Origin of the sequence: Brachybacterium sp. FME24, assembly GCF_014897705.1 — a bacterium.
Lineage (GTDB): Bacteria > Actinomycetota > Actinomycetes > Actinomycetales > Dermabacteraceae > Brachybacterium.
Map to the genome: position 1 here is coordinate 1 of NZ_JABUXV010000022.1, position 25,572 is coordinate 25,572.

At 66.4% G+C, this 25,572-nt stretch carries 21 protein-coding genes and 1 pseudogene; 7 read left to right on the forward strand and 15 right to left on the reverse strand.

What is annotated here, in order from left to right:
* Positions 1–240: 240 nt before the first annotated feature.
* Complete coding sequence (locus tag INT51_RS19120; RefSeq protein WP_193106963.1) at positions 241–618, forward strand: PH domain-containing protein; 378 nt, start codon at positions 241–243, stop codon at positions 616–618.
* 356 nt (positions 619–974) lie between these two features.
* On the opposite strand, the gene INT51_RS19125 is transcribed toward INT51_RS19120, so the two are convergent.
* The 5 genes from INT51_RS19125 to INT51_RS19145 form a co-directional block, all read right to left on the reverse strand.
* A complete protein-coding gene (locus INT51_RS19125; RefSeq protein ID WP_193106964.1) occupies positions 975–2,711 on the reverse strand; it encodes a helicase in 1,737 nt (578 codons plus the stop codon).
* 372 nt (positions 2,712–3,083) lie between these two features.
* A complete protein-coding gene (locus tag INT51_RS19130; protein ID WP_193106965.1) occupies positions 3,084–3,869 on the reverse strand; it encodes an SDR family oxidoreductase in 786 nt (261 codons plus the stop codon).
* Positions 3,866–4,594 (reverse strand): TetR/AcrR family transcriptional regulator, encoded by a 729-nt coding sequence (locus INT51_RS19135; protein WP_193106967.1) that lies wholly within the window; start codon positions 4,592–4,594, stop codon positions 3,866–3,868. The genes INT51_RS19130 and INT51_RS19135 overlap by 4 nt, the downstream gene beginning before the upstream one ends.
* A gap of 193 nt (positions 4,595–4,787) precedes the next feature.
* Positions 4,788–6,305, reverse strand: a complete 1,518-nt coding sequence (locus INT51_RS19140) for a DUF4127 family protein (RefSeq protein WP_304502260.1) — start codon at positions 6,303–6,305, stop codon at positions 4,788–4,790.
* Positions 6,306–6,580: 275 nt separating this feature from the next.
* Positions 6,581–7,306 (reverse strand): SDR family NAD(P)-dependent oxidoreductase, encoded by a 726-nt coding sequence (locus tag INT51_RS19145; protein ID WP_193106971.1) that lies wholly within the window; start codon positions 7,304–7,306, stop codon positions 6,581–6,583.
* Between the two features lie 586 nt (positions 7,307–7,892).
* Between INT51_RS19145 and INT51_RS19150 the strand changes: the two genes are divergently transcribed.
* Both INT51_RS19150 and INT51_RS19155 read left to right on the forward strand, forming a co-directional pair.
* Complete coding sequence (locus INT51_RS19150; RefSeq protein ID WP_193106973.1) at positions 7,893–9,200, forward strand: exo-beta-N-acetylmuramidase NamZ domain-containing protein; 1,308 nt, start codon at positions 7,893–7,895, stop codon at positions 9,198–9,200.
* 307 nt (positions 9,201–9,507) lie between these two features.
* Positions 9,508–9,948: an IS3 family transposase gene (locus INT51_RS19155; protein ID WP_370540837.1), complete on the forward strand. Its 441-nt coding sequence runs from the start codon at positions 9,508–9,510 to the stop codon at positions 9,946–9,948.
* Positions 9,949–10,058: 110 nt separating this feature from the next.
* Here the strand turns inward: INT51_RS19155 and INT51_RS19160 are convergent, their stop codons facing one another.
* From INT51_RS19160 to INT51_RS19180, 5 genes are all read right to left on the reverse strand, one after another.
* Complete coding sequence (locus INT51_RS19160; RefSeq protein WP_193107078.1) at positions 10,059–10,421, reverse strand: YidH family protein; 363 nt, start codon at positions 10,419–10,421, stop codon at positions 10,059–10,061.
* A complete protein-coding gene (locus tag INT51_RS19165) occupies positions 10,418–10,780 on the reverse strand; it encodes a YidH family protein (RefSeq protein WP_193106977.1) in 363 nt (120 codons plus the stop codon). The genes INT51_RS19160 and INT51_RS19165 overlap by 4 nt, the downstream gene beginning before the upstream one ends.
* On the reverse strand, positions 10,777–11,724 hold the full coding sequence (locus INT51_RS19170) for a formylglycine-generating enzyme family protein (RefSeq protein WP_193106979.1): 948 nt from the start codon (positions 11,722–11,724) through the stop codon (positions 10,777–10,779). The genes INT51_RS19165 and INT51_RS19170 overlap by 4 nt, the downstream gene beginning before the upstream one ends.
* Positions 11,725–11,849: 125 nt before the next feature.
* The gene (locus INT51_RS19175; RefSeq protein ID WP_193106981.1) at positions 11,850–13,607 is read right to left on the reverse strand and encodes a sulfatase; all 1,758 of its coding nucleotides are present in this window, start codon (positions 13,605–13,607) and stop codon (positions 11,850–11,852) included.
* A gap of 77 nt (positions 13,608–13,684) precedes the next feature.
* Positions 13,685–14,296: a PadR family transcriptional regulator gene (locus INT51_RS19180; protein ID WP_193106982.1), complete on the reverse strand. Its 612-nt coding sequence runs from the start codon at positions 14,294–14,296 to the stop codon at positions 13,685–13,687.
* 353 nt (positions 14,297–14,649) lie between these two features.
* Here INT51_RS19180 and INT51_RS19185 point away from each other — a divergent pair, with 353 nt between their 5' ends.
* Positions 14,650–15,921, forward strand: a complete 1,272-nt coding sequence (locus INT51_RS19185; protein WP_226985953.1) for an MFS transporter — start codon at positions 14,650–14,652, stop codon at positions 15,919–15,921.
* Between the two features lie 229 nt (positions 15,922–16,150).
* Here INT51_RS19185 and INT51_RS19190 read toward each other — a convergent pair whose 3' ends face one another.
* The 3 genes from INT51_RS19190 to INT51_RS19200 all read right to left on the reverse strand — a co-directional run bounded on the left by INT51_RS19190 (position 16,151) and on the right by INT51_RS19200 (position 18,681).
* Positions 16,151–16,906, reverse strand: a complete 756-nt coding sequence (locus INT51_RS19190; RefSeq protein ID WP_193106983.1) for an IS3 family transposase — start codon at positions 16,904–16,906, stop codon at positions 16,151–16,153.
* A gap of 30 nt (positions 16,907–16,936) precedes the next feature.
* Positions 16,937–18,262: an ISL3-like element ISPfr2 family transposase gene (locus tag INT51_RS19195; protein ID WP_193106984.1), complete on the reverse strand. Its 1,326-nt coding sequence runs from the start codon at positions 18,260–18,262 to the stop codon at positions 16,937–16,939.
* Between the two features lie 107 nt (positions 18,263–18,369).
* The gene (locus INT51_RS19200; protein WP_033107114.1) at positions 18,370–18,681 is read right to left on the reverse strand and encodes a putative quinol monooxygenase; all 312 of its coding nucleotides are present in this window, start codon (positions 18,679–18,681) and stop codon (positions 18,370–18,372) included.
* A gap of 107 nt (positions 18,682–18,788) precedes the next feature.
* Between INT51_RS19200 and INT51_RS19205 the strand changes: the two genes are divergently transcribed.
* A complete protein-coding gene (locus INT51_RS19205) occupies positions 18,789–19,730 on the forward strand; it encodes a GlxA family transcriptional regulator (RefSeq protein ID WP_193106985.1) in 942 nt (313 codons plus the stop codon).
* A gap of 1,177 nt (positions 19,731–20,907) precedes the next feature.
* On the opposite strand, the pseudogene INT51_RS22865 reads toward INT51_RS19205, so the two are convergent.
* Together INT51_RS22865 and INT51_RS19215 are read right to left on the reverse strand one after the other, a co-directional pair.
* Positions 20,908–21,620 (reverse strand): annotated as a pseudogene (locus INT51_RS22865) (C69 family dipeptidase).
* 420 nt (positions 21,621–22,040) lie between these two features.
* Entirely contained in the window at positions 22,041–22,853 is an 813-nt protein-coding gene (locus tag INT51_RS19215; RefSeq protein ID WP_370540838.1) for a DUF429 domain-containing protein, read from the reverse strand.
* Positions 22,854–22,893: 40 nt separating this feature from the next.
* Between INT51_RS19215 and INT51_RS19220 the strand changes: the two genes are divergently transcribed.
* Entirely contained in the window at positions 22,894–24,366 is a 1,473-nt protein-coding gene (locus INT51_RS19220; protein ID WP_193106987.1) for a class I SAM-dependent DNA methyltransferase, read from the forward strand.
* The gene (locus INT51_RS19225) at positions 24,363–25,508 is read left to right on the forward strand and encodes a restriction endonuclease subunit S (RefSeq protein ID WP_193106988.1); all 1,146 of its coding nucleotides are present in this window, start codon (positions 24,363–24,365) and stop codon (positions 25,506–25,508) included. Before INT51_RS19220 ends, INT51_RS19225 begins: the two co-directional genes overlap by 4 nt.
* Positions 25,509–25,572 lie beyond the last annotated feature (64 nt).

Sequence of the window (25,572 nt, forward strand, 5' to 3'; positions counted from 1 at the left end):
GTCATCTCGACTCACCGCCTCGCGGCGGGACAACCTCCCTGGACATCACAGCTAGACGCCGGGAGAGATCGGTCGGTGACGACGCGGCGGGGAGAGTGCTTCTCCCCGCCGCGTCGTCGTCCCGTGGGGGAAGGGCCGACGGTCGGGTGTCGTCCCTCGCCCCTAGAATTCATCGAATGCGCTGGTAGCAGAGGCTGCAGCCGGTCTCCCGAGATCACGCTAACCCCAAAGGAGCAACGAATGGATGCATCGGTAGCCACGATCACGTCGTGGACGTTCGTCGAAGAGTGCCCGATTCCGCAAGACGTCACGGCCCTGCTGGTCCCAGAGGAGCGCGCTGTCGCGGCGTACAAGACGTTCCGCGACTCCGCGATCTTCACGACGAAGCGGCTCATTGTTCGTGACGCACAGGGCATCCGCGGCAAGAAGGTCGAGATCTACTCTCTGCCCTACTCGTCGATCAACATGTGGTCCTCGGAGAATGCGGGATCCCTGGATCTCAACGCGGAGATCGAGCTGTGGACTCGAGCGGGGCAGATCAAGATTTCCGTCGGTAAGAACATCGACGTGCGCCGGCTGGACCACCTGATCGCGGACGCCGTGCTCCGGTCATCCTGAGGGAGCGCCGCTGGCCCCGAGCTCAGCGGTGCTGGCGATCGTGGCGTGACCCGGTGAGCGTCCCGCATGCCTGAAGGCAGACGCGGTCTTGGGAGCGCTCCGGCGAGAAGGGTTGCTGGATCCCGTGGATGATGTCCTTCAAGGATGAGGAGAACGCCGCCACCTCGATGGCCTTGCTCAACGAGCGCCGTGGCACGAGCGTGCGCGGGCTGCTGTCGGGCTTGGCATGCGTGAGATGCCCGGGGAGCTACGGGAGCTGCTGGTAGAGCTCACCCTCGAGGACGCAGTTCTCCTGCTCCCCGCCGAGCAGTATGACGCGGCGCGTGAGGAGTACCTGGAGCGGCGCTCCACACCGATCAGGCGCCGTCCGCGGTCAGGCTCGCCGCCGGCAGCCAGTCCGCCCCGAGCAGCTCCGCGAGGTCGGTGAGGCCGGCGGTGTCGCCTCCCACGGTGTCGGAGGCGGCGGCGATCCGCTCCACCATCACCTTGCTGACCTGTTCCTCGACGGTGCCCTGGGCGTAGGCGATGTGCCAGGGGGAGACCTGGTGGTCGCGGTGGGTGCGGCCGGTGACCTGCCGGCCCGCGATGCCCGAGAAGCGGGCCTGGTGGAACACGCCCACCCGGGGCTCGGTGCTCGCTTGGCTGCCGCCTTCGAGGGTCTCGCCGGCGTGCAGGCTGATCGAGGCGACGGTGGTGAAGACGCAGACCTTCGCCTGCCCGGTCTGGAACCGCAGCCGCTCGTCCTCGACGTCGAAGCGGCCCTGGCCGTAGATCGTCGCGACCTCCAGGCCGGAATCCCGCAGCCGCTCGGCGATCGGGTCGGCGGCGGTCCCGACGAACTCGACCGAGCAGGCCACCTGTCGCTCGGCCTCGACCTGCTGGGCGATCCAGGCGACGGTGGAGTCCACGCGGATCAGTCCGGCCTTCTGCCTAAAGCGCAGCAGCGCCGCGCGGCCCTTGGCGGTGTTGCGGCCGCGCCGGGCGATGTCCATGTCGCGGCAGAACTCTCCCCATTCGGCCTCATACGCTTCCCGTTCTCTCGGCGTGAGTGTCACCGGCATGCCGGAGATCGGCACCGGCCCCCACGGCGCCGCGCGATGCAGCATGGCGGTGGGCTGCTCGTTCTCGAGCCAGCCGCGCACCAGGGAGAGGTCCGTGGCGCGCCGGTTCGCGTCGGTGGTCCAGGTCGCGCCATAGCGCCCGCCCCGCTCCACGCCGACCCCGTGGCGTTCGAGCGCGGTGGTGAACGTGGCGGCGGGCTGGGTCGCCGTGATCCAGTCCTTCATGGGTTCGTCGTGGGCCTGTGCGTAGGCCGGGGCGAGGTAGGGCAGCTCGAGCGGGGTGTGGCCGGGCGTGGCGGTGGTCGCGATGAGGAACGGCGCCTTGTCGTGCGGTTGCTTGTAGCCCGCGAGCTGCGCCCAGAGCTTCCACCGCTTCGTCGTGGTGCGACGCAGCGCGTGGGCCTCGTCCGCGATGATCACGTCCCACTCATGGCCCAAAACCTTCTCCAGGCGGTCCCAGGTGATCACCACCCACTCCAGACCGCTGTCGCCCAGCGCCGTGATGGTGCGGCACCAATGCCCGATCGTGATCGCGGCGGGACGGTCTGCGACGACGAGCACGCGCTGCGCGCCACGCAGGTCCCCCACCGCGCTCGCGCCGAGGACGGCGGAGATCGTCTTGCCGACGCCGGGCTCGTCGGCCAGCAGGAACTGCCGCCCACCGGCCGCGGCGCGCTCGGCGATCGCGTCGGCCGCCTCGTACTGGTTCTGGCGGGGCTCGAGGTCCTCGGCCGGCTCGGGGCTGGACGCGGGATCATCGGGGTTGAGCGTGTTCTCGAGGAAACGCCCGAGGGTGTGCGGGCCGGGGGCGTAGGGCGCGAGGTGCTCGGGCAACGCGCGCCCGACATAAAGGTGCATCTTGACCGCAGGGTGCCAGGCGGCACCGTCGACCTGAGTGCCGTAGGGGACGTCGAGCACCCAGAGCCGCTCGTTCGGGCCGACGAACGGCAGCGGCCGCTGCGACTGCTGCGAGCCTTTCCGGCGCGAAGACCCACTGCGTCGACGGGCACTGGATCGGCGAGGGGTGGGCATCCCGCGAGGCTATCGGGGCTGCGGCAGGGAGCAGGGATGACTCGCCTGTGGCTGACGGGAATGCGTGCGTGATCACCGGTGACGCCCGCCTGGGCCTGGCTGGCAGCGAGACGGCTCGAGCGCCCCGTCAACGGCCTGGTTCTCAGTCAGCCCGCTCGATCAAGCCCCAGCTCCTCTCCGCCCCGGCGCAGCTCCCCGAAGCACTCTGCAGGGCTGGGCTGTGTCTCCTCCGTGCGGTGCCGGGCTCACGCATCCAGGCCCCTGCAGCTCGATCAACCGCCGACGACGTGTGAGGGAGCCGAGCAAGGACCTGGCTCGGTCCACGGAGCAGTCACTGCGCTGTGCAAGGGCGAGAACTGGCCCACCCCTGCCTCACACCAGCTCGGGCCTGCGGATCGACTCGGCGCCGCCGTCGATGAAGACGATCTGGCCCGTGACGTGGGTGTTCTCTGCGCTCGTCAGCCACGCCAGCAGGGCAGCGGGCGCGGCAGTTGGTGCGGCCGGACCGTTCAGCGGACTCGGTGCGCCGGCATCCAGCGCAGCCCTGCCCTCGGCGGAGTCGAGCGCGGGACGGGTCATCGGGGTCTCGATGACGCCCGGTGCGATCGCGTTCAGCGCGATCCCGGCGCCGGCCCACTCCGGGGTCGGGGCGGCGCGCCGAATCCAATGGGCGATGGCGAGCTTGGTGGTGGTGTAGATCGGGCTGCTGCCGGCAGCGTTGGTGTCGGTGCCGATCCGCTCGGCCTCGGCCAGGGCGGCCGGCTCGTCGCCCCGCTCCAGCGCATCGAGCAGCCCGGGATCCGTCTCCTCGAGGGCGGCGAGGGAAGCGACCACTGCGGCGCGTGGGGCGTCCGAGCCTGCCAGCAGGGGGCGCAGGCCCTCGAGGGTGGCGATCGCTCCGAAGTGGTTGACGCCCACGGTGACGGGGGAGGCGGCGACGAGGCCTGCCACCGCGATGATCGCGTCGATCCGGCCACCGGAGCGCTCACTCACCTGATCCACGAGTGCCGTGCGGCCCTCGGCGGTGGAGAGGTCCACCTCGATGTCGGCGTGATGGAGGTCGACGGTGATGACCGTGCTGCCTGCGGTGCGGAGATGCTCGGTGGTTGCGGCGCCGATGCCTGAGGCGGCCCCGGTGACGACGTAGGTCCTGGTCATGATGTTCCTCCTGGGGAGTGCGTATCGGTCGGCGCGGTTACGGGACCGAGGTGAGGCGAGGCGTGGACGGGTGGATCCGAGGGCGCGGCGGAGCCGACGAACCAGTCGGGCATGGTGGAGAGGAGCCGCTCAGCCATGGCCTCGGGCGTGATCGGGTCCTCGTCGCGCAGCCATGCGGTGAGGAGGGCGACCGTGCCGCCGGCGATCATGAGGGAGAAGGCCTCGTGGTCGAGGTGCGGTGGGACGGACGGGCCCATCACGCGCAGGGTCTCGCGGACCTGCGTGGCGTGTGCTGCGATGACGCTCTCCCGCACCTGGGATGACACCCGCCAGTCGAGCGTGGCGCGCAGGAACGGGCGGTGGTCCTCGACGAACCTGGCCAGGGCGAGCTGGGAGTCCTCGGCCGGGCGGCGGAGATCCGCCTGCGGATCCCGGGCGGCCGAGGCGAGGGCGGCTCGGCGATCTGTTCGGTCGGCCTCGCCGATCAGTGCGAATCGTTGCTCGAACATCTGCTCGGCGAGATCCTCGAGAGTCGGGAAGTGCGTGTAGAACGTGCCACGACTGATCCCGGACTCACGCAGGATCGCCATCACCGTGAAAGAGGACTCCTCGGTGCGACGGGCGCTCAGCGCCTCGACCGCCCGGAACACGGCGGCACGGGAGCGCGCGGGGCGTGGGTCGGGCGCACGCTCACCAGATGGGGCAGGGCGATCATCGGCGATCATGGACCCACCCTAACACTTTCTATAAACCTGTATAGAAACGCGTGATGCTGACGTGCGCCCGTGACGATCCCCCGCTCGCCACCGGATCCGAAGGCGTCGGGATGCCCGTCGTGAGGTGACGGCTGACGCGCCCAAGGCGGCGTGGCGTGACCATCGACCAGCGACGTGATCGGGAAACCAGGCCGCAGGCGCCTCAGTCCAGGACGAGCCCGATCTCGAAGGAGCGTCGCCACGGCAGCGTGAGCTCTGCGATCCGCACGCCGTCGCCGGGGAGTACCGAGTCCAGCAACGTCTCAAGCTCGCGGTGGATCACGCGTTCGGCGTCGGCGACGTGCTTGTCGTCCGTCATTGGGAAGCGGTCGGGGAACAGCGAGGGGCCGGAGTCGGTACGGACGACGGACTGGTACGCGAAGTCGTCGAGCAGTCGGGTCAGAAGTGCGCGGCGAGCGGCGCGCGGGTCGAAGGTGCCCCCGGTGCGTCCGACGGCTCCCGCCGCGGCGATGGCCACGACGCTGCCCAGGGCGTTGCCCGCCGTGTTCCATCCGCCGAACGCCTCCAAGCGGCCCAGGAGATCCGCCTCCGCGAGCGCCCGCACGAGGGCCTCGTCGGCTCCGTTCGGGTAGCGCACGTCGGCCAGCGCAACCCTCTCCCCGGCCTCGAGGCGCGCACTGAGGAGCGCCACGGTGCCCTGCACGGCCGCCGTATCGACGGTCTCCGGGCGCCCCCGGAACATGTCGTGCCGCTCGGGATCCGGTGCGTGGACCACCAGGGTGACGTCGCCGCCCGCCTCGATCTCGGCGGCTCCGGCGGCACGGATCTGCCGGCTGACGGAGGCGGCGAGCGGCATGTTCTCGAAGGGCGGGACCCGCGTCATGCCCTCGGGATCCGCGCAGGCCACCGAGAATGTCACCCGGGCGCCGTGCATCGACGCGAGGGCGCGGGCCACGAGCACGGCACCGACCTCATCGGCCCCCGGGTACATGAGCACTTCGCGGCCACGGGGCAGCATCCTCATCCAGTGCCGCAGCCAGACCTGCTCCGCGCTCCCCGCGGCGAACGGTGCCGTGTCGTCGGCGGTGATCGCCAGGACGTCGATCGTGCCGGACTCGACGAGATCGAGGAGGGACAAGTTCGCCAGGTGATTCCGGAGCCGGCGGCGGGAATAGTCCGTCACGATGGCCGCCTGTACGGACGTGAGGTCCTCGAGCGGCAGCACCTCGGCGTCGCCGAGCAGACGATGCGCATCGCCTCCCAGCGCGTGCAGCTCCTTCCCGTGCTCCGCCCAGTACTCGGGCTCCTCCGCGGCGGAATACGAGTTGCTCGCCCGGGTCACGAGGGAGACCACCGAGATCGGGAGCTCCGGACGGAGCCGGCGCACCTCGCGGAGCACGTCGAGCCGAGCGAGCACCTCCGGTGTGCTGTCCTGGCTGATCCGGCTCGCGATGAGGCCTCCGTACAGGAGCATGTCCGACGAGACGACGACGTGCCCGGTCGCCGGGTCGGCGACCCGCTCGAGCAGCCACGCGCCCAGCGCCTCAGGGGCCCCTGCGCGGCGGTAGGAGGGCAGGAGCTCTGCCGGCGGGACGTCCAGCGTCACGCCGGCGACCGTGGCGACGTCGCCGGGGAGCCTCACGTTCACGGGTCGATCATCGAGGGGGAGGAGCGCGATGCGCGGTCGCCCCGCGACGGTTTCGGGGAGCTTCTCTGACACGGGAATCGTGCCCTTCCTGGAGGGTGGGAGGCGGAGGTAGGGGAGTGCGGGCCGACGCGAGGGACGGACGACGCTGACCTGCCCGGGCAGGTGCGGGAATCGCGCACCCGCCGAGCCTAGGGGTATCGATGGACGGGGCTGTAGAGGGTCTCATCCGCGATGGTCGACGCCTCGATGCGCCCCTGCGCAATGTGTCTCGTGCCGCCGGCAGCCCTCCGGCACAACAGCAGTCCCTGGCGCTCATGGACGGCCTCGTCGAGGTGGCGACCCCTGGGTCAGCTGGTCCTGAACTTGTCGGCGAGCTCGACATCGGACGGATCGGGCAGGTCGAAGTGGAAGATCTCCGCGGCATCGCGCGCGATATACGCGTTCCAGTAGAGATCGGCGATCACGTCGGGCTCGGACGCCGGCCTGCCGCTCCCGATCCGTGCGCCGAGGGCGACGTGGGCGACGTGAACTCCCCGATCCGCGACGGAGTCGTTCAAGGCCAGAAGCCAGTTCCGCAGGGCGGCGTTCGCGACGTTCGCGTTGGCGACCTGCGGGACGACCATCGGACCCGATCCGGCCCCGGTCGTCCCGAAGATCGTGCCGGTGCCCCGCTCGAGCATGCCGGGCAGCACCTGACCGATCGCGGTGATCGCGCCGAAGAAGTTGGTCTCGAGGGCGGGGAGGGCAGCCTCGACGGTGAGGTCGACGGCGGAGACGAGCGGGTGCTCCTCCAGGTCCGTCAGGGTCGGGGCCGGCGAGTACTCCAGGACGTCGATGGGCCCGAAGCGCTCCTCGACATCCGCCAGCGCTTTCTCCAGAGCGGGACGGTCGGTGACGTCGGCCGCGAAGCCGGCGGCCGCTACGCCTGCGCGCTGGAACCTCTCGGTCATGGCCGCGAGCTGCGATTCGCGCCGCGCTACCAGCGCCACGTTGAAGCCGGCGTTCTCCGCGAACTTCTTCCCGATGGCGTAGCCCAGTTGGGGTCCGGCCCCGACAATCACGATCGTTGACATGTTTCGAACTCCTGGAGGGTGCGGGTCGTGAGGTGGTGATTACCGGGGTGGAGAAGGGAGAACAGGTCCCCGACCGACACGACGGTTGGTGTCCGGGCGACGGTCGGCCGGGAGGAGAGGAACGGTGCGAGACCTTGCGTCTACTGGGGTGGAGCCGCGAGCATCTCGGCCAGGCTCATGATCGTCTCGTAGGCGATGTAGGTCAATCATCGGGGGCGAGCCCGATCCTCGCGAACGGGATGAACAGCGGGATAACCTGGCCCGGTTCAATCAGCCTCCTCCGCCGCGACGCCACCACCCCCATCGCCGCCGCCCCCGAAGACACTCACGACACCCAACAGAGCCCACAAGCCTCGTCCTCACGTACTGAAATAGATCTTTCCGGTGCTCTGGGAGCGCTCTACGTGCGGATTCCTAGAATAGGCAACGAACCCGCCTACGCGCGCAATCTGGATGAGTCAACGCGGGACCTTGACAACGCAAATGACTTACGGCATCGTCCGTCAACGAGCAGAGAATTTACGTCGCGGTGTGGCGATGAAGCCGGTCGCAGCGGTTTTCACACAATGATGAGGAGCAACTGACCATGAATTCTCCAGTTTCCCGCCGTGGCCTCGTGGCCGGTGCTGGCATCGGCGCGGTCGCGGTAGCCGCCACCGTGCTGCCTGGCGCCAGCAATGCCCATGCCACTCCGCCCACCGGCAGCGGGACGGTGCTGCCAGGCGTCGACGTCGCCCATGCCGACGGCTGGCGGGTGTTCGACGGCCGCCGGATCGGCATCATCACCAACCCGACGGGCATCATCCGGGACGGCCTGATCAGCATCGTGGACGCGATGCACGCCTCCGGCAAGGTGGACATCGGTGCGGTCTTCGGTCCGGAGCACGGCTTCCGCGGCACCGCGCAGGCCGGCGATTCCGAAGGAACCTATGTGGATGAGCGCACCGGCATCACTGTGTACGACGCCTACGGTGCGGACGCCGCCAAGTTTGAGACCTTCTACACCGAGTCCGGGGTCGACACCATCGTTTTCGACATCCAGGACGTCGGGGTGCGCTTCTACACCTACATCTGGACGATGTACGAGGCGATGATCGCCGCGGTCCGGACCGGCAAGGACTTCATCGTGCTGGATCGGCCGAACCCGGTCGGCGGCACGCCCCACGGGACGATGATGAGAGATGGTTACACGTCCGGCGTCGGCAAGGACAAGATTCTGCAGGCACACGGGATGACGGCCGGCGAGCTCGCCCGCTACTTCAACGGCGAGCTCCTCGAGGAAGCCGGGGGAGCGACCCTCGACGAAGTGCAGGTCGTCGAAATGGCGGGCTGGGAGCCGCGCATGCTGTTCTCCGAGACCGGATTGCCGTTCGTGATGCCGAGTCCCAACATGCCGACGGCGGACACCGCCTTGCTCTATTACGGAACCGGGATGTTCGAGGCCACCAACATGTCCGAGGGCCGTGGCACCACCCGACCGTTCGAGCTGATCGGGGCACCGTATGCCGACTACCGCTGGGCTGCCGAGCTGAACGATCGAGGCCTGCCGGGCGTGGAGTTCCGTGAGGCGTACTTCAACCCGACCTTCTCCAAACACGAGGGGGAGGTGTGCGCAGGGGTTCAGGTGCACATCACCGACCCCCACGAGGTTTCCTCGATCGACGTCGCGACACACATGATGACTGCGGCACGCGACCTGTACGACGACTTTGGATGGCGGGCACTCGACGGCGACACTCCTGGACGCTGGATCGGCCTGCTCACCGGTTCAGGTCTGTTCCAGAGACTGTTCGAGAGTGGGACGAGCGCTGAGCAGATCATCAACTCCTGGAGGGCTGACGAGCGGGCTTTCGAACGCCGGCGTCGACCGTACCTGCTGTACAGCAGGACGTGATTGGCCGGTTCGACCAACCACTCACCGGATACACGTCTTATGAGTGGCCGAAGGGCGGCACGCCTAACGATAATATCGTTCAAATGAAACCACACTTGTTTAGTTTTGGGGCGTGCCACGTGTGGGATGGACGGAGTCGGATCGCCGGTTCTCGGATCTGGAGGGTTATTCAGAACGCCATCTTATAGAATTCTGGGGCGATGACAGTGGAGATGTGCTCCGCGAGGGCGTGACGCGTTAGGGCTACTACGCCTGGCGCAAGCACCGGGAGATCGGTTCTGGCCCGCGGGCCCGGCGCCGGGACGAGATCGATCAGGCGGTGCGCGATGCCTTCCGTGCCTCCGATGACGTCTACGGGGCACCGCGGATCGCCCGCGAGCTCGGCGCTAAGGGCGTGGTGGTCGATCGCAAGACGGTCGCTGCCTCGATGCGTCGGCAGGGCTTGGAGGGCATCGGCCCGCGCATGTTCACCCCGGTGACCACGATCCAGGACCCCGCAGCCCGCGGCTTCGCGGATCACGCGCAGCGGCAGTGGGACAAAGGACGACTCGATGCGGTCTGGGCCAGCGATATCACCTACCTGCGCACCGGCGAGGGATGGCTATACCTGGCCGCGGTGCGTGACGGCCACTCACGGCGCGTGCTGGGGTGGGCGCGTCTCCACGCTTCCCTCGGGATGCTCACCCCGATAGCGTTCGAGACGCTCCACTACGAGGCCCTCACCCCAGAGCCCGAACCCGCAAAGTAGCGGCAGAGAACTTGGGCCAGTTCAGCTCGTCTACGAGAGTTTGCTTGAGCTGGGCCGGCTCTGCTTTCCGGTTCGTAGCTGCTCTTGGGGAGAGTGGCGCTCACCCGGCTTTACATATGAGTGCTGGAGGTCCCGACTGCGAGGTACGCCGCGCAGAGCACGCCGATCGCGAGCACTGCGGCCGTGGCGGTGAGAATCGGCAGGCCGCTGCGTGGCAGAGTGTCATCGTCATTTAGGGAGCGATGTGCACGCTCGTAGCCGGCCGAGGCAAGCGAGTACGTGAGTGCTGCGAGGCCGACACCGAGAGTGCCCGCCAGCACCGAGAGCAGCCCGAGGGTAGGGAGGGCAAAGCGCATGCCGATGAGGCTGGCAACCGCGAACGCCAAGCAGGTTCTGCGCCAGGCCAACAGGGTGCGTTCAGGCTGCAGGCCGGGGTCGAAGACGGACTCGTGGTCGTTGCGCTCCGTGCTCACGCGTATAGCCCGATGGTGACCAAGCTGGCCGCGATCACCACGCCGACGACGAGCACTGCGCCGACAGCCAGGCCCGGCAGCGGTGTCCCGCGCCTTAGGGATTTCTCGGTGGAGCGCCATCCGAACCAGGCCTGGACCGCCGCAAGAGTGCCGAGCAGGAGGAAGATTGTCGCTGCCGAGATGCGCCAGCCGACGGCTTCGGGTAGGGCGAGAGCCTCCAGTGCGAACGCCCCTGCATACATTGCCAGTGCGGTACGGAGCCACGCTAGAAAGGTGCGCTCATTGGCCAGGCTGAAGCGAGGATCGGGCTCGTTTCCTTCGCGATAAACGCCGTTGGGGAACCGGCGAGAGGCGCTCATGCTCGAATCTGTTCGCGCGAGACGGTGCGGAAGCCTGCGTTGCCCATCGAGGAATTCGGCGTGTTCTGTGATCGGGCAGAGTTCCTGTACCTGTTGCAGTAAGAGACGTGGCAGAGGTAGCTCCCGCCGCGGAGGATGCGTGTCTGGCCCTCCTGGGGGCCGGCAGGGTCCGTCACGGTCGTGTGGAACTCCTTCGGAGCGAGACGGCGGTAGGTGGCGGGATGGAACCAGTCCTGACACCATTCCCACACGTTCCCCACGCTCTGCCAGAGACCGTAGTCGTTGGGAGCGAAGCTCCGTACGGGCGCAGTCGCGAGGAAGCCATCCTCGAGCGAGTTGTGGCGGGGGAAATCGCCCTGCCAGATGTTCGCCCGCCAGCCTCCGTCATCGACTTCCTGATCACCCCACGGGTACTTCGCGCCGTCGATCCCGCCGCGAGCGGCATACTCCCATTCGGCTTCGGTGGGCAGTCGGCGCCCACTCCACCTGCAGTAGGCGGTGGCGTCGTTCCAACTGATGTGCACCGCAGGATGATCGTCGAGGCCGTCCAGGTCGGACCGAGAGCCGCCGGGGTGGCGCCAGTCGGCGCCCTGCACACCGCGCCACCACGGCGCGCCGGGGGTCGGCCCCATCACCTCAGCGTCCTCGGCGGCGATGGCGAGGTGGAATACGGCGGAGAAACCGAACTGCTCCGCCTCGGTACGGTATCCGGTGTCATCGACGAACAGCGCGAAAGCAGCATTGGACACCGTGGTCACGTCGATGTCGAAGGCGCTGACCGCAACCTCGTGACGAGGTATCTCCCCGTCGGCGCGATTGCGGTCCCCCGAGGAATCGCCCATGGTGAACGTGCCGGCAGGAATCCGTGCCTGCTCGACCTTATGGCGGTTCTCGACCTGTGACGGATGGTCCCCAACCGTGGTCGGCGTCGGCCCGACCTCCATGAGCTGCTCACGGGTGGGGGTTCCGCAGCCGCACCCCGCCCTTCCTGAAAGCCCAGGCGTTGTCGACACGTTCATCCTTTCGTTCGTCTCCTTCCCTCGCCTGACACCGGGTTCTCGCCGACCGGTCAGACTGCGTCCAACGCCTCGCCGACGCGGCGCAGCTGGGCGGTGCTGATCGCACCGCTGACGGCCAGGTCGTACAGGCTCATCCCGGACGGCAGGGAGACCGGCTCGGTCTGGACAACTGCTGGCACCTCGCTCTCGAGTATCGCCCGACCCCTCGTAGTGCCGGCGAGCTCCACCAGAGGAGCGGTGAGCAGCTCGGAAGCGGGAAGCTCCTCGGCCGCGGGCATCGGGACGGCCATCTCCTGTCCCCGTTGCGCGTGCTCGCGTGCGAGCAGATGCACCGAGGTCACGTCGCCTTCGAGCGGCAGCCCGAGGCGCTCGTACTGGCTGGTGGGGGCTTCCGTCGCCCGCATCGCCTCGACGAGGCGCTGCGCCATGGAGAGTTCGACCGCGTCATCGATCAGCGGTGAGAGCTGGTTCGGATCGTGGTCGAGATCGAACAGGAGCGTCCCGTGCTGCCAGGGGTTCATCCATCCGGCCAGAGCTTCGATCTTCATGGTGCGCAGGCCCTTGGTGAACCCGAAGGGCTCGGCAGGGATCCAGTCCTGCAGTTCTTCGGGGCTGAAGCGCGACCGCATGTGCGTCGGCATCAGGGTGAACTCCATGAGTGGGGAGTTCTGCGGGGTGGATGCGGAGCGCATGTACACGTACCGACCGTCGGTGACGTTGACGTGCCCCCCGTGGATGCCGAACAGTGCCGAGCGCTCCCCGTCGGAAGTGTCAGGCGCGGGTGGCTGCCCCAGGTCGCGGCCCTGCATGTCGGCTGTCGGTTCCATCCCGAAGTACTTCAGCAGGGTAGGGGCGATATCGATCGTCTGCGCGAGATCGCCGCGGCGTGCATCGGCGGCGCCGCTGCGCGGATCCCAGAGGAACATCGGCAGGTGCACGAGCTCGTTGAACCACGGCTGGACGGACTTGGCCCACCAGCCGTGCTCCCCGAGGAGAAAGCCGTGATCGGTGTTGACGATCAGCATGGTGTCGTCCCACAGGCCGTGCTCGTCCATCGCATCGAGAACGCGACCCAAGGACCTGTCGCACATCGACACCAGCGCGGCATATTCGCGCCGGGCGTGCTCGACCTGTGATTCCGACTCGGTGACTTTCTGATACCCGGGCCAATCGAACTCCGGCCCGTCGTACTCATGCGGATAGAGGTCCTTGTAGCCCTGATGCGAGAAGAAGGGCTCATGCGGATCGAACAGTTCGATCTGCAGCATCCACTGGTCTGCGGTGGCGTTCGTCTCGAGGAAGTGCAGCCCTGCGTCGACAGTCCGTGTCTGAGAGTGATCAGCCTCGGTGGCCATGTAGGTGCGGTTCACCCGATCCTGGCTGACCATCCGGTGGCCGAGGGAGGCCTCTGGGTCGACCTCGGAGACCACTCCCTTCCACGGGTCGCCCTCCTGCCCGCGGAAGAATTCCCAGGTCGAGTAGCGAGTGTGGAAGGTGGCCCCGCCGTCCTCCCAGTAGTGGGGATGGTCCGAAGCCAGGTGTGTGTGGACGCCGTGGTCCTTGAGGATCTGCGGCATGGAGTCGTCGAAGGGCTCGAGGGGGCCCCAGGAGCGGTGCAGGAAGTTGTAGCGTCCCGTGTGCATCTCGCGGCGGGCCGGCATGCAGGGCATCGAGCCGGCGTAGAAGTTGTCGAAGGTCGCGGCCTTCTGTGCGAGCCGTGCGAAGTTCGGTGCTTCCACGATGGTGTCGCGGTACTGCTCGAGCATGTGCCGGTTGAGGCTGTCGAACATCAGGATGATGGCCTTCATCAGAGGGGCTCCTCGGGATCGTGGAATGGAGAGGCTGCGGCGGGCTATGGCGAGCTACCGCGCCTTGCGGTTCGGCGTCAAAGAGGCTCGGGGCCCTGCGCGACGCCGACGGCAGGCTGGCGAGGACGCGGCTCCGGCGCATCGAGCAACCTCTCTCGCAGGTTCGCCACCGCAGTGATGTGTGCGTCCATCGCAGCCGCACCGGCCCGGTGCGACCACTCCTCGACTCTTCCCGCGAAGTCGGCGTCATAAGGGAGAGCAGGCGTGAGGTCATGACTGCGATCCCGGTCCCGGTACCTGGCGACCTCCCGGGTGCGGGCGTCGAGCTCGGTATCGAGCAGACGGATGACCTCGTCGCGGGACATGAATCCTGCGAAGGCGAGCCGTGCATGGAGCTCCGGGTCGACGTGCCTGGACGGGGGGCTGTACGGCCCGGTCAACCAGTCCAGGAAGACGGTGGCTCCTGCTTCTGTCAGGGTGTAGCGCTTGGCGTCGGTCGCACCGGCGCGCGGTTCCAGCGCATGAACGGCCCAGCCCTGGCGCTCCATGCTCGCCAGGGAGCGATAGACCTGACTCATCTGCGTATTCGAGCGCAGGAAGCGGCCATGGGTATCCATGTACTTCTTCAGGTCGTACCCGGTGCGTGGGTGCATGGCCAGGACGCCGAGCAGCAGATGCTCGAGCTTCATCGCGTACCTCCTCAGTGAGTGCCCGGAAATACCGTGACACATGTGGAATGCTAAAGCAAGTGGCCCTCTGGGCATGCGGTGGCCCTTCGCCGACTATGCGGAGCCACGAGGGGTTGACCACCCATTCGCTTTGTGTCATCGTTCTGCCAGCTCGGCATGACTCAAGTGTCATGGATGTTTCCGGAACTCCACCCAGCGCTTGCCACGACCGCCAACGATGTCCGCCACCTCACGCCTGACGACGACGACAGGAGCACGTCTTGACGAACCCTGCCCCCGCATCTACTGCTCCGCCGCTGCAGAAGCCAGATTCTGCAGCCGGTCGCAAAGTGCCGCATCGCTGGCGGAACTTGATGACCCTCACCGGCTCCACAGCCGTGGACAGCACCGAAGGCAGTGTGGTCGGCACGCTCTTCCCGACCATAGCCGCATCGCTGGGCCTGAACAGCAGTCATCTGGGAACCATGGCTGCGCTCGGCAAGGTCGCTTCCGCTCCGGCCGGCCCCTTGTGGACTTGGCTCGCCGCGGTCACTTCCCGCAAGACAGTTCTCGTGATCACCTCGTTGCTGGGCGGGGCCTTCGGTGTGGCCTCCGGCTTCAGCGACGGCTATATCTCGCTGCTGGTGCTGAACGTGCTCATGGCGGCCTCGCTGGTTGGCGGTTCTCCAGTGGGCAACGCTTTGATCCTGGATTCGTTCTCCGACAAGGACAGGGCCCGCGCCGTGTCCTATTTCTACGGTGCGGTCAACGGCATCACCTCGCTCGTCGGCCCGCTGCTCGGATTGTTCACCCGCTCCGAGGACGGGTGGCGCTTGGGCCTGATGGCCGTGGGACTGATCGCGATCCTGGCCGGACTCGCCCAGTGGGCATTGATCAAAGATCCGGGGATCGGTGCTTCGGAGCCGGAGTTCTCCGATATCGCCGCCAAGCAGCGACCGCAGGAAAAGACGTCGCTCTCGTCGATCCTGGGACTTTTCCGGGTGCGCACCTACTCGATCATGATGCTCTCGCGCCTCCTCTCCGGGCATCTGTTGATCTCCGTATTCGGAGTGACGTTCCTGGTGGATGAGCGAGGCTTCACGAACGCCACAGCCGCCATCGTGTTGGCGCCGTTCGGCATCGGGTACATCATCGGCACCCTCGGGGGTGGCGCTCTGGTCGGGGTGCTGGACCGCATTGCCCCCGATCACGGCCGCGTCTGGTACATCCAGGCTGCCCAGTTCGCGTTCGCCGGTGCCGCGCTGGTCGCCTCGCAGTTCGACCTCGGTGGTATCGGGCTGTATGTCGTCCTCTGGGGCCTCATGGGTGCTGCCCAGGGGCTGAACCCTCCGGTCAATCGCCCGATCGTCGCCGCCGTGATCCCGCCCCAGCTGCGCGGGCAGGCGATGGCCATCTTCATCACGGTCTTCGAGACCATCGGCTGGGCAATCTTCTCGATCGGCGCCGGTCAGTTCGCGGCGACGCATAGCATCCAGGCGGTCTTCCTGTGGGTGCTGGTGATCCTCATGGTCGTGAACGCCCTCGTGCTCGGACTACTGCACTTCACGTATCCCCGGGATGTCGCGGAAGCACGAGCGAAGCGCGAGCGTGATCGGGCTGATTCTCTCGGCAGTGCGGACGCTTGATCCGAGAGGAGTGTTGAGCCCGGAGTGACAGGTCGGCTCTTCCAGAAGACGGTGTCGCGGCCGGTGACAGGGCGATCGTGACGGTGTGGAGCTCGAGGTCTCCCGATGAGGGAAGCTCTGACGGCTCGCCTTCGGGGAGACCTCGACGTGCCCACCGTAGCCCCCGGGACTGCCGTACGAACAGGTGACAGGTTGACCTGACCTACAGCCTGGTTTCCACTCTTGGTCGCTAGCTTCCGGTGGTGGTGAGTGCCCGCGGGGTGCGGGCGAGGTCGTAGTCGTTGGGTGTCGCGTACTCGAGCGAGGAGTGCCGGCGGCGACGGTTGTAGAACACTTCGATGTACTCGAAGATCGCGATCCGAAGCTCCTCTCTGGTCCGCCATCGCTTGCCGTCCGAGACATTCTTCTGGAGCAGTGCGAAGAGCGACTCCATCGTGGCGTTGTCGCCGGCGGCACCGACCTGGCCCATCGGTCCGATGAGGTGATGACGGTTCAGAGCGTGCACGAATTTCCGTGACCTGAACAGCGATCCTCGGACCGATAGCACGATGCAAACGGCCGCGTCGCGACGCCGGGATACTGCGTTGTCTAGGGCGTTCACCGCGAGCCGGGCCTTCATCCTGTCGCTGATCGAGTTGCCGACGACGCGGCCGGCGAACACATCCTTCATTGCGAAGAAGTACAGTTTGCCCTCATCGGTCCGGTGCTCGGTTATGTCGGTCAGCCACAGTTCGTTGACGTCATCGGTGGAGAAGTCCCGCTTCACGAGGTCGTCGTGGACCGGCGGGCCGGAGCGCTTCCCGTTCTTGCCGCGCTTCTTTCCGAACACGGACCACCACTGGTTGTCCCGGCACATCCTCCACACGGTCCGCTCAGACATCACCTCGCCGGCCTCGGCGGCTTCGCCGATCAGGAACCGGTAGCTGAACTCGGGATCGTCGAGGTGGGCGTCCAGCAGCGCGTTGGCCCGATACGCCTCGACCAACTCAGCCCTGGTGACCTGGTGTTTGCGGGCTCATCCCAATCGGGGGTGTAGGAGTTGGGGTCCGAAGCCGCCGGTCTCGAGCAGGCTTCGGGCGATGTAGTTGGTCAGGTTGCGGAACCCGAGTGCGGAGCCGCGCAGGTGTTCGAGCCGTCCGTTGAGTGCCTCGGTCGGCCCGTTGCTGGTGCCGGGTCGTTCGAAGTAGGCGAGCACGTCGGCGGCTCGCTTCTTCAGGGTCCGGCCCAGGGTGGTGAGCTCGGTGAGCACCTTGGGGACGCCGGCGCTGAGGTCGGTGATCAGCTTCTCCATGAGCTCGCGGCCACGTTGCCGGTCCTCGTGGCGATAGGCGGCGATCATCCGCTGGTAGACACCCCAGGTCGCCTCGACCTCGACGTGAGCGTCATCAACGAACAGCGCGCGTAGCCTGTCGCTCTGCTTGTCGGTGAGCAGGTCCGAGCCGGTGTGCAGCGTGCGCCGCGACTTGTAGAGCGGATCGTCCCTGAACCCACGGTGCCCGTGGATCGCGAGTTGGACCCGGCGCCGGCACCTGTCGAGGGCGTCACCGGCCAGGCGCACGACGTGGAAGGGATCCATCACCGTGACCGCGTCCGGGATCTCCTCCGCAGCGGCGGTCTTGAACCCGGTGAAGCCGTCCATCGCGACCACCTCGACCGCGTCACGGAAGGCGTCGTCGCGGTCGGCGAGCCAGGTCTTGAACGCCGCCTTCGACCGGCCCTCGACCATGTCCAGCAGCCTTGCTGGGCCGGCGCCATCGCGGACCGGGGTGAGGTCGATGATCACGGTGACGTACTTGTCGCCACGCCTGGTGTGGCGCCAGACGTGCTCATCGACGCCAATCACCTTCACGCCCTCGAACCGCGTGGGGTCGTTGATCAGCAGCCGCTTGCCTTCGGCCAGGACCGCGTTGTTGGCGGTGTCCCACGCGACCCCGAGTCCCTCGGCGACACGGGCGACGGTGAGGTGTGCGACCACGATCCCTTCCAGCGCCCACCGCAGCCCGGTGCGCGAGAGCTTCGCGCGTGGCTCCGCCGCGGCGCTGGTGTCTTGGCGCCACACGTGTCCGCAGTCTGCACAGCGGTAGCGGCGCACTACAACTTCCAGCACGGTCGGTCGCCAGCCCAGCGGCTCGTGGGCCAACCGCCGGATCACGGTGTCACGAGCGGCGCCTTCGCTGCCGCACCGTCGGCACCACTGATCTGGTTCCACCACGCGGCACGCGAGGACCGCACGATCCGGTTCAAGTCGTTGCCCGATCACGCTCAGACCGAGGCCGTCGAGTCGAGCGAAGGCGGTCAGGTCAGGGCGGCCGAAGCCGGGCGGCGGGGTAGCGTCGGGCACGTCGAGGTCTTTCCGATGGATGGCGTAGGAACCTCCATCGTCGGGAGACCTCGACGTCTATCTGCGGACCGACTCGGCGGGGCGCGATCGTCTCGTGCGTTGGCGGACTACGGGAGCTTGGACGCGAGGACGTCGGCCGCCAGGATCTCGGGTGCTGCGCCGAGGAGGTGCTGGTTGGCCATCAGGGCTGCGACGATGGCGCCGTTGGCGTGGGCGTCGCGAGCGGCTTCGTCGGGGAATGCATCGAAGATCCAGAAGGTGTCGGCGTGGGTCCTGACCGCGAACCAGACAATCGTTCCTACTTCTTCGTTGGCGAGTGCGACAGCGCCGGCGAGCAGATCGGCGACCGCGTCGTGCTGTCCATCGGCCGCGACGATCTTGGCGACGAAGGCATACGGAAGTGATGCGGGTGTGGACATGAGGGACTCTCCTTGACGTCGGGGTTCTTCGTGGGACGAGTTCAGCGTATGACGAGCGAGGGCCGATGGGGAGTGGCGTATACGACAGTATTGCTATTGTTTACGTCATGCGTATCGGACTGATCGCGATCGACGGCTGCTTCGGTTCGGCTATCGCGTCGATCATCGACATCGTGCGGGTGGCCGACGGAGCCCGCGGCGATATCGACCCGCGGATCGACCCGATCGAACTCGCCATCCTCGGACCGAAACGGCGAGTGACCACGACGGCATCGATGACCCTGTCGGTTGACCACCCGCTGCCGGAGTCCGGAGAGTTCGACGTGGTCGTCGTCCCTGCGCTTGGAACCCTCACGGCCGCCGCTACCAACGACGCCCTCCAGAGCCGAGATGCTCGTTCGGTCATCGCCTCACTCGGGCGCCTCGACGACGCGACCACCCGGATCGCCGCGGCGTGCACCGGCGTGTTCGCCGTCGCCGAGACCGGACGGATGCATCATCGGCGGGCGACGACCAGCTGGTTCCTGGGGCCGGAGTTCCTGAAGCGCTATCCGACCGTCGCCCTCGATCTCGACACCATGGTCGTGGTCGACGGGAACCTCGTCACCGCCGGCGCCGCCTTCGCCCACATCGACCTCGCGCTCTCACTCGTGCGATCGATCAGCCCCGACCTGGCCCAACATGTCGCCAAGCTCCTCATCATCGACGAGCGCCCGTCGCAGGCGGCTTTCGTCGCCTACGAACATCTCCGGCACGAGGACCCGATCGTCGTCGAGTTCGAACGCTTCGTGCGCGCCCGCCTGGACGAACCGTTCAACGTCGCCTTCGTCGCGCAGTCGCTCGGCACCAGCCGGCGCACCCTCGAACGACGAGTCCGTGCGGCGCTCAACCTCACTCCGCTCGGCTTCGTCCAACGGCTTCGCACCGAACGAGCTCGGCACCTCTCAGCAACCACGGACCTCACCTCCGCCGAGATCGCGCTACGGGTCGGCTACGCGAACGCCGAGACTCTGCGCTCCCTCCTGCGCAGGGAGCGACGCCGTTCCTGACCTATCGCCATGCCTGTAGCTTGTGTCCTAGCGCTCGGTTGGAACCACCTCTCAGCACGTCGCGTCGACGCTCCTGCGTCGCCCCTGGACTACCCACTCGACACGCCCGCAGCACAGCCCATGTGACGTGCCCCGGCTTCCCGGACGGTCGGGGTTGGGTGGCTGTGATGTCGCTGCGTTCTCGTCGAGAGGGTCAGCAGACCCGATCAGAGCCGATTGGGATGAGCCGCGAAGGCGGTTAGGTCAGGGCGGCCGAAGCCGGCCGGCGGGGTAGCGTCGGGCACGTCGAGGTCTTTCGGATGGATGGCGTAGGAACCTCCATCGTCGGGAGACCTCGACGTCTATCTGCGGACCGACGCGCCCGGCCGACCTACACCTTCATCTGGGAAGAGCCTGTTTGCGCCAGCGCTAGTAGGGCTGGCGGGAGGGTGACTTACACCGGGTCAACGTCGCTTTTGCGATGTCGCCTGTAGATCATGCGTGAGCGGCAGTAGACAGCGGTCTCACGGCAGAACACCGCAACGACGCGGGAATGTGCAGGCTCAAGAAGCAGGGGCTACGACCGCAGACGCAGAGTAGTCACGTAGCGTCCACACGTTTTGAGCCTTTGGACGCAGAGCAAACCGGAAGAAATTGTCGACTGGACTGACGAACTCTGAATCGACGGACTTGATTCGATGCGTGCACCACTGAATCACGACGAGAGCAATAAACCCAGTGGCCAACTTGTCAAGTATCGACGTTATGCCGTTCGAAAGAAGGACTGCGCTCACAAGGTTTTGGCCAGATAACGTGAACGTATAGGTCAACTGATCAGAGGTATGGCCTGATCCGCCGTGGTAGCCCAACATCAGAAGTGGGGCCGCGACGAGAGTGCACACAACAGCGACTACAAGATTCAACCGGAAGAATTGTGTGAAGGTTGCGGCCCAAGCAGACCGTCGCACACCGTAGCCCCATACAAGCGCGCCAGCCGCGTTAACGACTGCGAACACGAGCGCCATGGGTCCGTGAATAGTCATGCCGGCTGCGTTTCCCAGGACCGCAATTGCGACTCCATACCAAGGCCCGAGCATGATCGCTCCCGCTGCTGTCCCGACCATGTCGAGGTACAGGGCAAGATGAAGCTTCCCGACCAATGCGTAGCCGAACGCGTTTAAAAGTACGCATACGAGCATCACCGAACCCACATAGATGTAACGCGGACGATCCGACTTGAGAGGTTGAGTATTCGCGGGCGATTCCACAGGATCTTCGATGCCAACAGGATTACGCTCACAATATGGAGTGAATTAGCAACACCCAACTGGTTCGGCATCGTTACGTAGTAGTCCTCCGTCACGCGTCGCGCGATCCAGTGGTGCCCGCCCACCGTCTCCAGCCACCAGATGTCCTGCTCGTCGCTGAACGCGATCCCGTTCATCTTGAAGGTGCCGTGTTTCGCGAGCAGCGCCCCAGCCGCTCGACGCCCTCTCGTGCGGAGCGGCTGTAGGGCAGGACCAGGGTCACGAAGTTCTCCTAACCGAAGCCGCCGGGCGTGCCTATCGCCGGATCGTGTTCGACGAGCGGGTCGGCGCCGAGCACTCGCGGGTTGCTCGTGATCGTCGCCGTGGCGCCCATCGCGACGTTCGCCGCGTTGATCCCGGCGCAGCCCCAGATCCCCTCATCCTGTAGGGCGTTGGGGATCGCGGTGTATCGCAGGGGATCCTCCGGCAGCGTGATCGTGCGCTTGCCGATCACGGAGGTGTACGTGCGGGGCTGATCGGCCGGCTACACCACTACGACCCGCTTCGGGTCGAAGCTTCCGTTGCCGGAGTCCTCGGTCCTGGCGACCAGGGGCGAGCCATCCGCGCTTGCACGGCGGCCGACGAGGAGGGTGGTGCAGGGCATGGGCGGGGGCTCCTGGTGAGTGAGAGGTGAGCGTGGTGTACACGGGCGGCGACATCGCCAGCCTATGACCGTGGGCGGCAGTACTCGGGTGTGGCACCGCCTATTTTCGGAGCTCCCGCGACACCTCACTGCTTGTCCGGGTCAGAGTCGTCCGCCCGGGCCGACGAACGGCGGCGACCGCTCCGACCGACTCGTTCCCTTCTGGTGCGAGGACCTGCGGCGGCGGGTCCTGGAGCGGCAGTGGGTGGGTACCCCGCGGGGCTATCGAGGGGCGGGCTGGGATCGCCCGCCCCTGTCCGGTGTCCGCGCCGCAGCAGTGGCGATGGAAGCGCTCAAGACGGTGACAGCCCACGCCCGTACCTGAGGGATGGGCGCCGTGCGGCGACGACCAGGAGGATCTGTCCGCTGCTGCCGGAGACGTCAGGATCCTTCGGGCAACCAGATCCAGCCCTCCTCGGCGGCCAGGTCCGCGAGCTCCGGAGGGGGCGGCACTGCGCGCCCACGGTCGACGTCACGGGCGACGACCGCAGCGATCACCGCGTCCAGCGCGTTGTCGTCGTCGACGCATGCGTCCTTGTGACCTGCCCAGTCGAGCCAGGGGAGCCGCGCGGACAGCTGCTCGACGAGGACCGACCTGCCCTCCGTACCTTTCGTGCCCTTGTGCTTAAGGTCCGCCAGCTGCCATGCGACGAGGGCGGCGCCGGGATACACCTCGCAGGCGACGCCGTGCCCGTCGGGCGTAACGGGGACTCCCTGCTCCCGGAGCCGTGCGGCGATGCCCGCCCAGCGGATGGCCGGGTAGGCGATCTTGTCGGCTGCGACGCTCAGCGGGGTCTTTCCCACCCGGCGCTTCACCTCGAGGTCGGTCGCGCGGAAGAGGACCTCCCGCCTCCACTCCGGGCCCGTGCTCGGCGGGGGAGGAAGGGCCGCCGTCCGATGCGCCTCGACCAGTTCGACGAACGGCCGGGGCCAGCCGAAGGGAACGTCGACCCCGGTCTTTCGTGACGTCATGATCGCGGTGACGATCGCGTCGTCGTCTGCGCCGACCCCGACGTTCTCGACCACGACCTTCGTGCCCTCGTCGCGCAGGTGCGCGATCCCGGTGCGTTTAGGGTCTTCGGCGAGGTCAATGCCGACGGATGCGGTGCCTATGGGTATCGCGCGCCACGATAGTGGAGGGACTGGCTCGGTATCGGGTGAGATGGTTGCCGTACGACGACACTGATCTCCGATTGGTCCTCGACGGTCAGAACTCCCACATAGACTCGGCGCCGTGATTACGGGAGAACTGAAGAGCCGCATCGACCGCGTATGGGACGCCTTCTGGTCGGGAGGCATCTCGAACCCGCTCGAGGTGATCGAGCAGGTGACGTATCTGCTGTTCCTGCGCCGGCTCGACGAGCAGCAAATCGCAGCAGAGCGTGAGCTGCATCGGCTCGGTTCGACGAGCAAGCCAATGCCGTTCCCTCCCGACACGGAGCACCTGCGCTGGTCACGCTTGCGGGAGCTGAACGACACCACCACAATGCACCGACTCATGGCCGACGAGGTCTTCCCATTCCTGCGTTCGCTGGGTGATGTGATCGCTGGCGAGGCTACGACGTACGGCGCGCACATGCAGGATGCGCGGTACGCGATCCCGAGCGCCGCCCTACTCAGCAAAGTCGTCGACATGCTCGACGAGATCCCGCTCGTTGATCGCGACACCAACGGTGACCTCTACGAGTACTTGCTGTCGAAGATCGCTACTTCCGGTACCAACGGGCAGTTCCGCACGCCGCGCCACATCATCCGGCTGATGGTCGCGATGTTGGAGCCGACGCCGGGTGACGAGATCTGTGACCCGGCATGCGGTACGGCAGGGTTCCTCATGGCCGCGAGCGAGTACGTGCGCGAGAAGCATCCAGACACCCTTGTCGACCAGAAGCAGTCCCGGCACTTCCATCACTCAATGTTCCACGGCTTCGACTTCGATTCGACGATGCTGCGCATCGGTAGCATGAACATGCTGATGCACGGCGTGAATGCGCCGGACATCCGCTACCGTGACTCCCTGTCAGAAGGCGCCGCAGGAGACGCTGAGCAGTACTCGATGATCCTCGCGAACCCGCCGTTTGCAGGGTCCCTCGACTTCGAGTCGACCAGCAAAGATCTCCAGCGCGTCGTCAAGACGAGGAAGACCGAGTTGCTGTTCCTCGCCCTCTTCCTTCGCCTGCTGAAGACAGGCGGCCGCGCCGCGGTCATTGTTCCGGATGGGGTGCTGTTCGGCTCGTCGAAGGCGCACAAGGAGCTGCGCCGTGCGCTCGTCGAGGACCACAAGCTCGATGCCGTCGTCAAGCTCCCCTCCGGGGTTTTTAAACCGTATGCGGGGGTGTCGACTGCGATCCTGTTCTTTACGAAGACGGGCGCTGGCGGCACCGATGACGTCTGGTTCTATGACGTCGCGGCCGATGGCTTCTCGCTCGACGACAAGCGCGCCGTGGTCGCCGACGACGACCTGCCGGATGTCCTGGCTCGCTGGCAGAACCGCGGGGGCGAGCGAGATCGCGCCCGCACTGACAAGAGTTTCCTGGTGCCGAAGGCTGACATAGTCGCCGAGGGCTACGACCTGTCGATCAACCGTTACAAGGAGGTTGTGCGCGAGGAGGTCGAATACCGCCCAACGGCAGACATACTCGCTGATGTGGAGCAGCTGAACGGGGAGATTACAGAAGGTGTCGCCCGGCTGTGGGAGGTGCTGGGATGAGCACGTGGGAGACTATTACTCTCGGGGACATCGCTACCTTCACAAGCGGAGCTACGCCCTCAAAGAAGGTTGCGGAATATTACGCTGAGGGAACCGTTCCATGGATTACTGGCGCCGACATTTTCGCAGGGCGACGAGTCCACGCCCGCATCCGGGTGACGGAGCAAGCCCTTGCCAAAACTGCCACGAACGCGATGCCCGCGGGGACCATCGCGCTTGTAACCCGCACGTCAGTCGGCAAAGTCGGGGTGTTCGCCGAGCGGACGGCGTATAGTCAGGACATCACCGCGATTGTGCCATCAGAGCGAGTCGATAGATCGTACCTCGTCCACTTTCTCGAGTCCAAGGGAAAAGTGCTTCAGAGCGAGTCCCGAGGCGCGACCATTAAGGGCGTGACGCGAGACGTCGTGGCAAATCTGCAGTTGCCTGTGCCGGACGTGGAGGAGCAGCGCCGCATCGCCTCTATCCTCGACGAGACCGACTCGATCCGCGCGAAGCGCCGCGCCCAGCTCGTCTACCTAGACGAGCTCCCGCAGGCACTGTTCAACGAAACGTCCAGCGCATATCGCAGCGAGGAAGCACTTGCGAACGTTGCTACGTTCTTTGGTGGTGGCACCCTGCCCGAGGGTGTCCCGTTCGAGGGGCAGGCAGGAGGCACACTGCTCGCGAAGGTGTCGGACATGAACCTAGCGGGGAACGAGAAACATATTCACCGGACCGCACTCTGGACAGACAAGTTTACTGCACGTGCAACAACCATGGATCGTGGCGCGGTGATTCTCCCGAAGCGAGGAGCAGCCATTGCTACAAATAAGAAGCGCATATCGACGCGAAGATCGTCACTCGACCCTAATCTCATGGGCGTCATGCCGAACAGCGAGGTATTACTCACCGAGTACTTGTTTGCTTGGTTCTGCTCGTTCGACCTGTCCACGATCACATCAGGAAGTAGCGTTCCGCAACTGAACAAGAAGGATCTGGCTCCTCTCGTACTCGCGGTTCCACCTCTCGCGGACCAGCAGGTCTTCGCCGAAAAGGTCACCTCAATCCACACTGAGCGTGACCGCGTCGCGCGCGCCCTCGAAGCCGACGACGAGCTGTTCGCCGCACTCCAGCACCGTGCATTCCGCGGGGAGCTCTGAAAGGGACGTGCCGGTCAGAGAGTAGCCAGGAGCTCCCTTACAAGCGCAGCGAACGAAGGCACTG

Coding starts and splice junctions, on each gene's coding strand:
- INT51_RS19120 (WP_193106963.1), top strand. CDS start 241: ATGGATGCATCGGTAGCCACGATCACGTCGTGGACGTTCGTCGAAGAG.
- INT51_RS19125 (WP_193106964.1), bottom strand. CDS start 2,711: ATGCCCACCCCTCGCCGATCCAGTGCCCGTCGACGCAGTGGGTCTTCG.
- INT51_RS19130 (WP_193106965.1), bottom strand. CDS start 3,869: ATGACCAGGACCTACGTCGTCACCGGGGCCGCCTCAGGCATCGGCGCC.
- INT51_RS19135 (WP_193106967.1), bottom strand. CDS start 4,594: ATGATCGCCGATGATCGCCCTGCCCCATCTGGTGAGCGTGCGCCCGAC.
- INT51_RS19145 (WP_193106971.1), bottom strand. CDS start 7,306: ATGTCAACGATCGTGATTGTCGGGGCCGGACCCCAACTGGGCTACGCC.
- INT51_RS19150 (WP_193106973.1), top strand. CDS start 7,893: ATGAATTCTCCAGTTTCCCGCCGTGGCCTCGTGGCCGGTGCTGGCATC.
- INT51_RS19165 (WP_193106977.1), bottom strand. CDS start 10,780: ATGAGCGCCTCTCGCCGGTTCCCCAACGGCGTTTATCGCGAAGGAAAC.
- INT51_RS19170 (WP_193106979.1), bottom strand. CDS start 11,724: ATGGAGGTCGGGCCGACGCCGACCACGGTTGGGGACCATCCGTCACAG.
- INT51_RS19175 (WP_193106981.1), bottom strand. CDS start 13,607: ATGAAGGCCATCATCCTGATGTTCGACAGCCTCAACCGGCACATGCTC.
- INT51_RS19180 (WP_193106982.1), bottom strand. CDS start 14,296: ATGAAGCTCGAGCATCTGCTGCTCGGCGTCCTGGCCATGCACCCACGC.
- INT51_RS19185 (WP_226985953.1), top strand. CDS start 14,650: ATGACCCTCACCGGCTCCACAGCCGTGGACAGCACCGAAGGCAGTGTG.
- INT51_RS19200 (WP_033107114.1), bottom strand. CDS start 18,681: ATGTCCACACCCGCATCACTTCCGTATGCCTTCGTCGCCAAGATCGTC.
- INT51_RS19205 (WP_193106985.1), top strand. CDS start 18,789: ATGCGTATCGGACTGATCGCGATCGACGGCTGCTTCGGTTCGGCTATC.
- INT51_RS19225 (WP_193106988.1), top strand. CDS start 24,363: ATGAGCACGTGGGAGACTATTACTCTCGGGGACATCGCTACCTTCACA.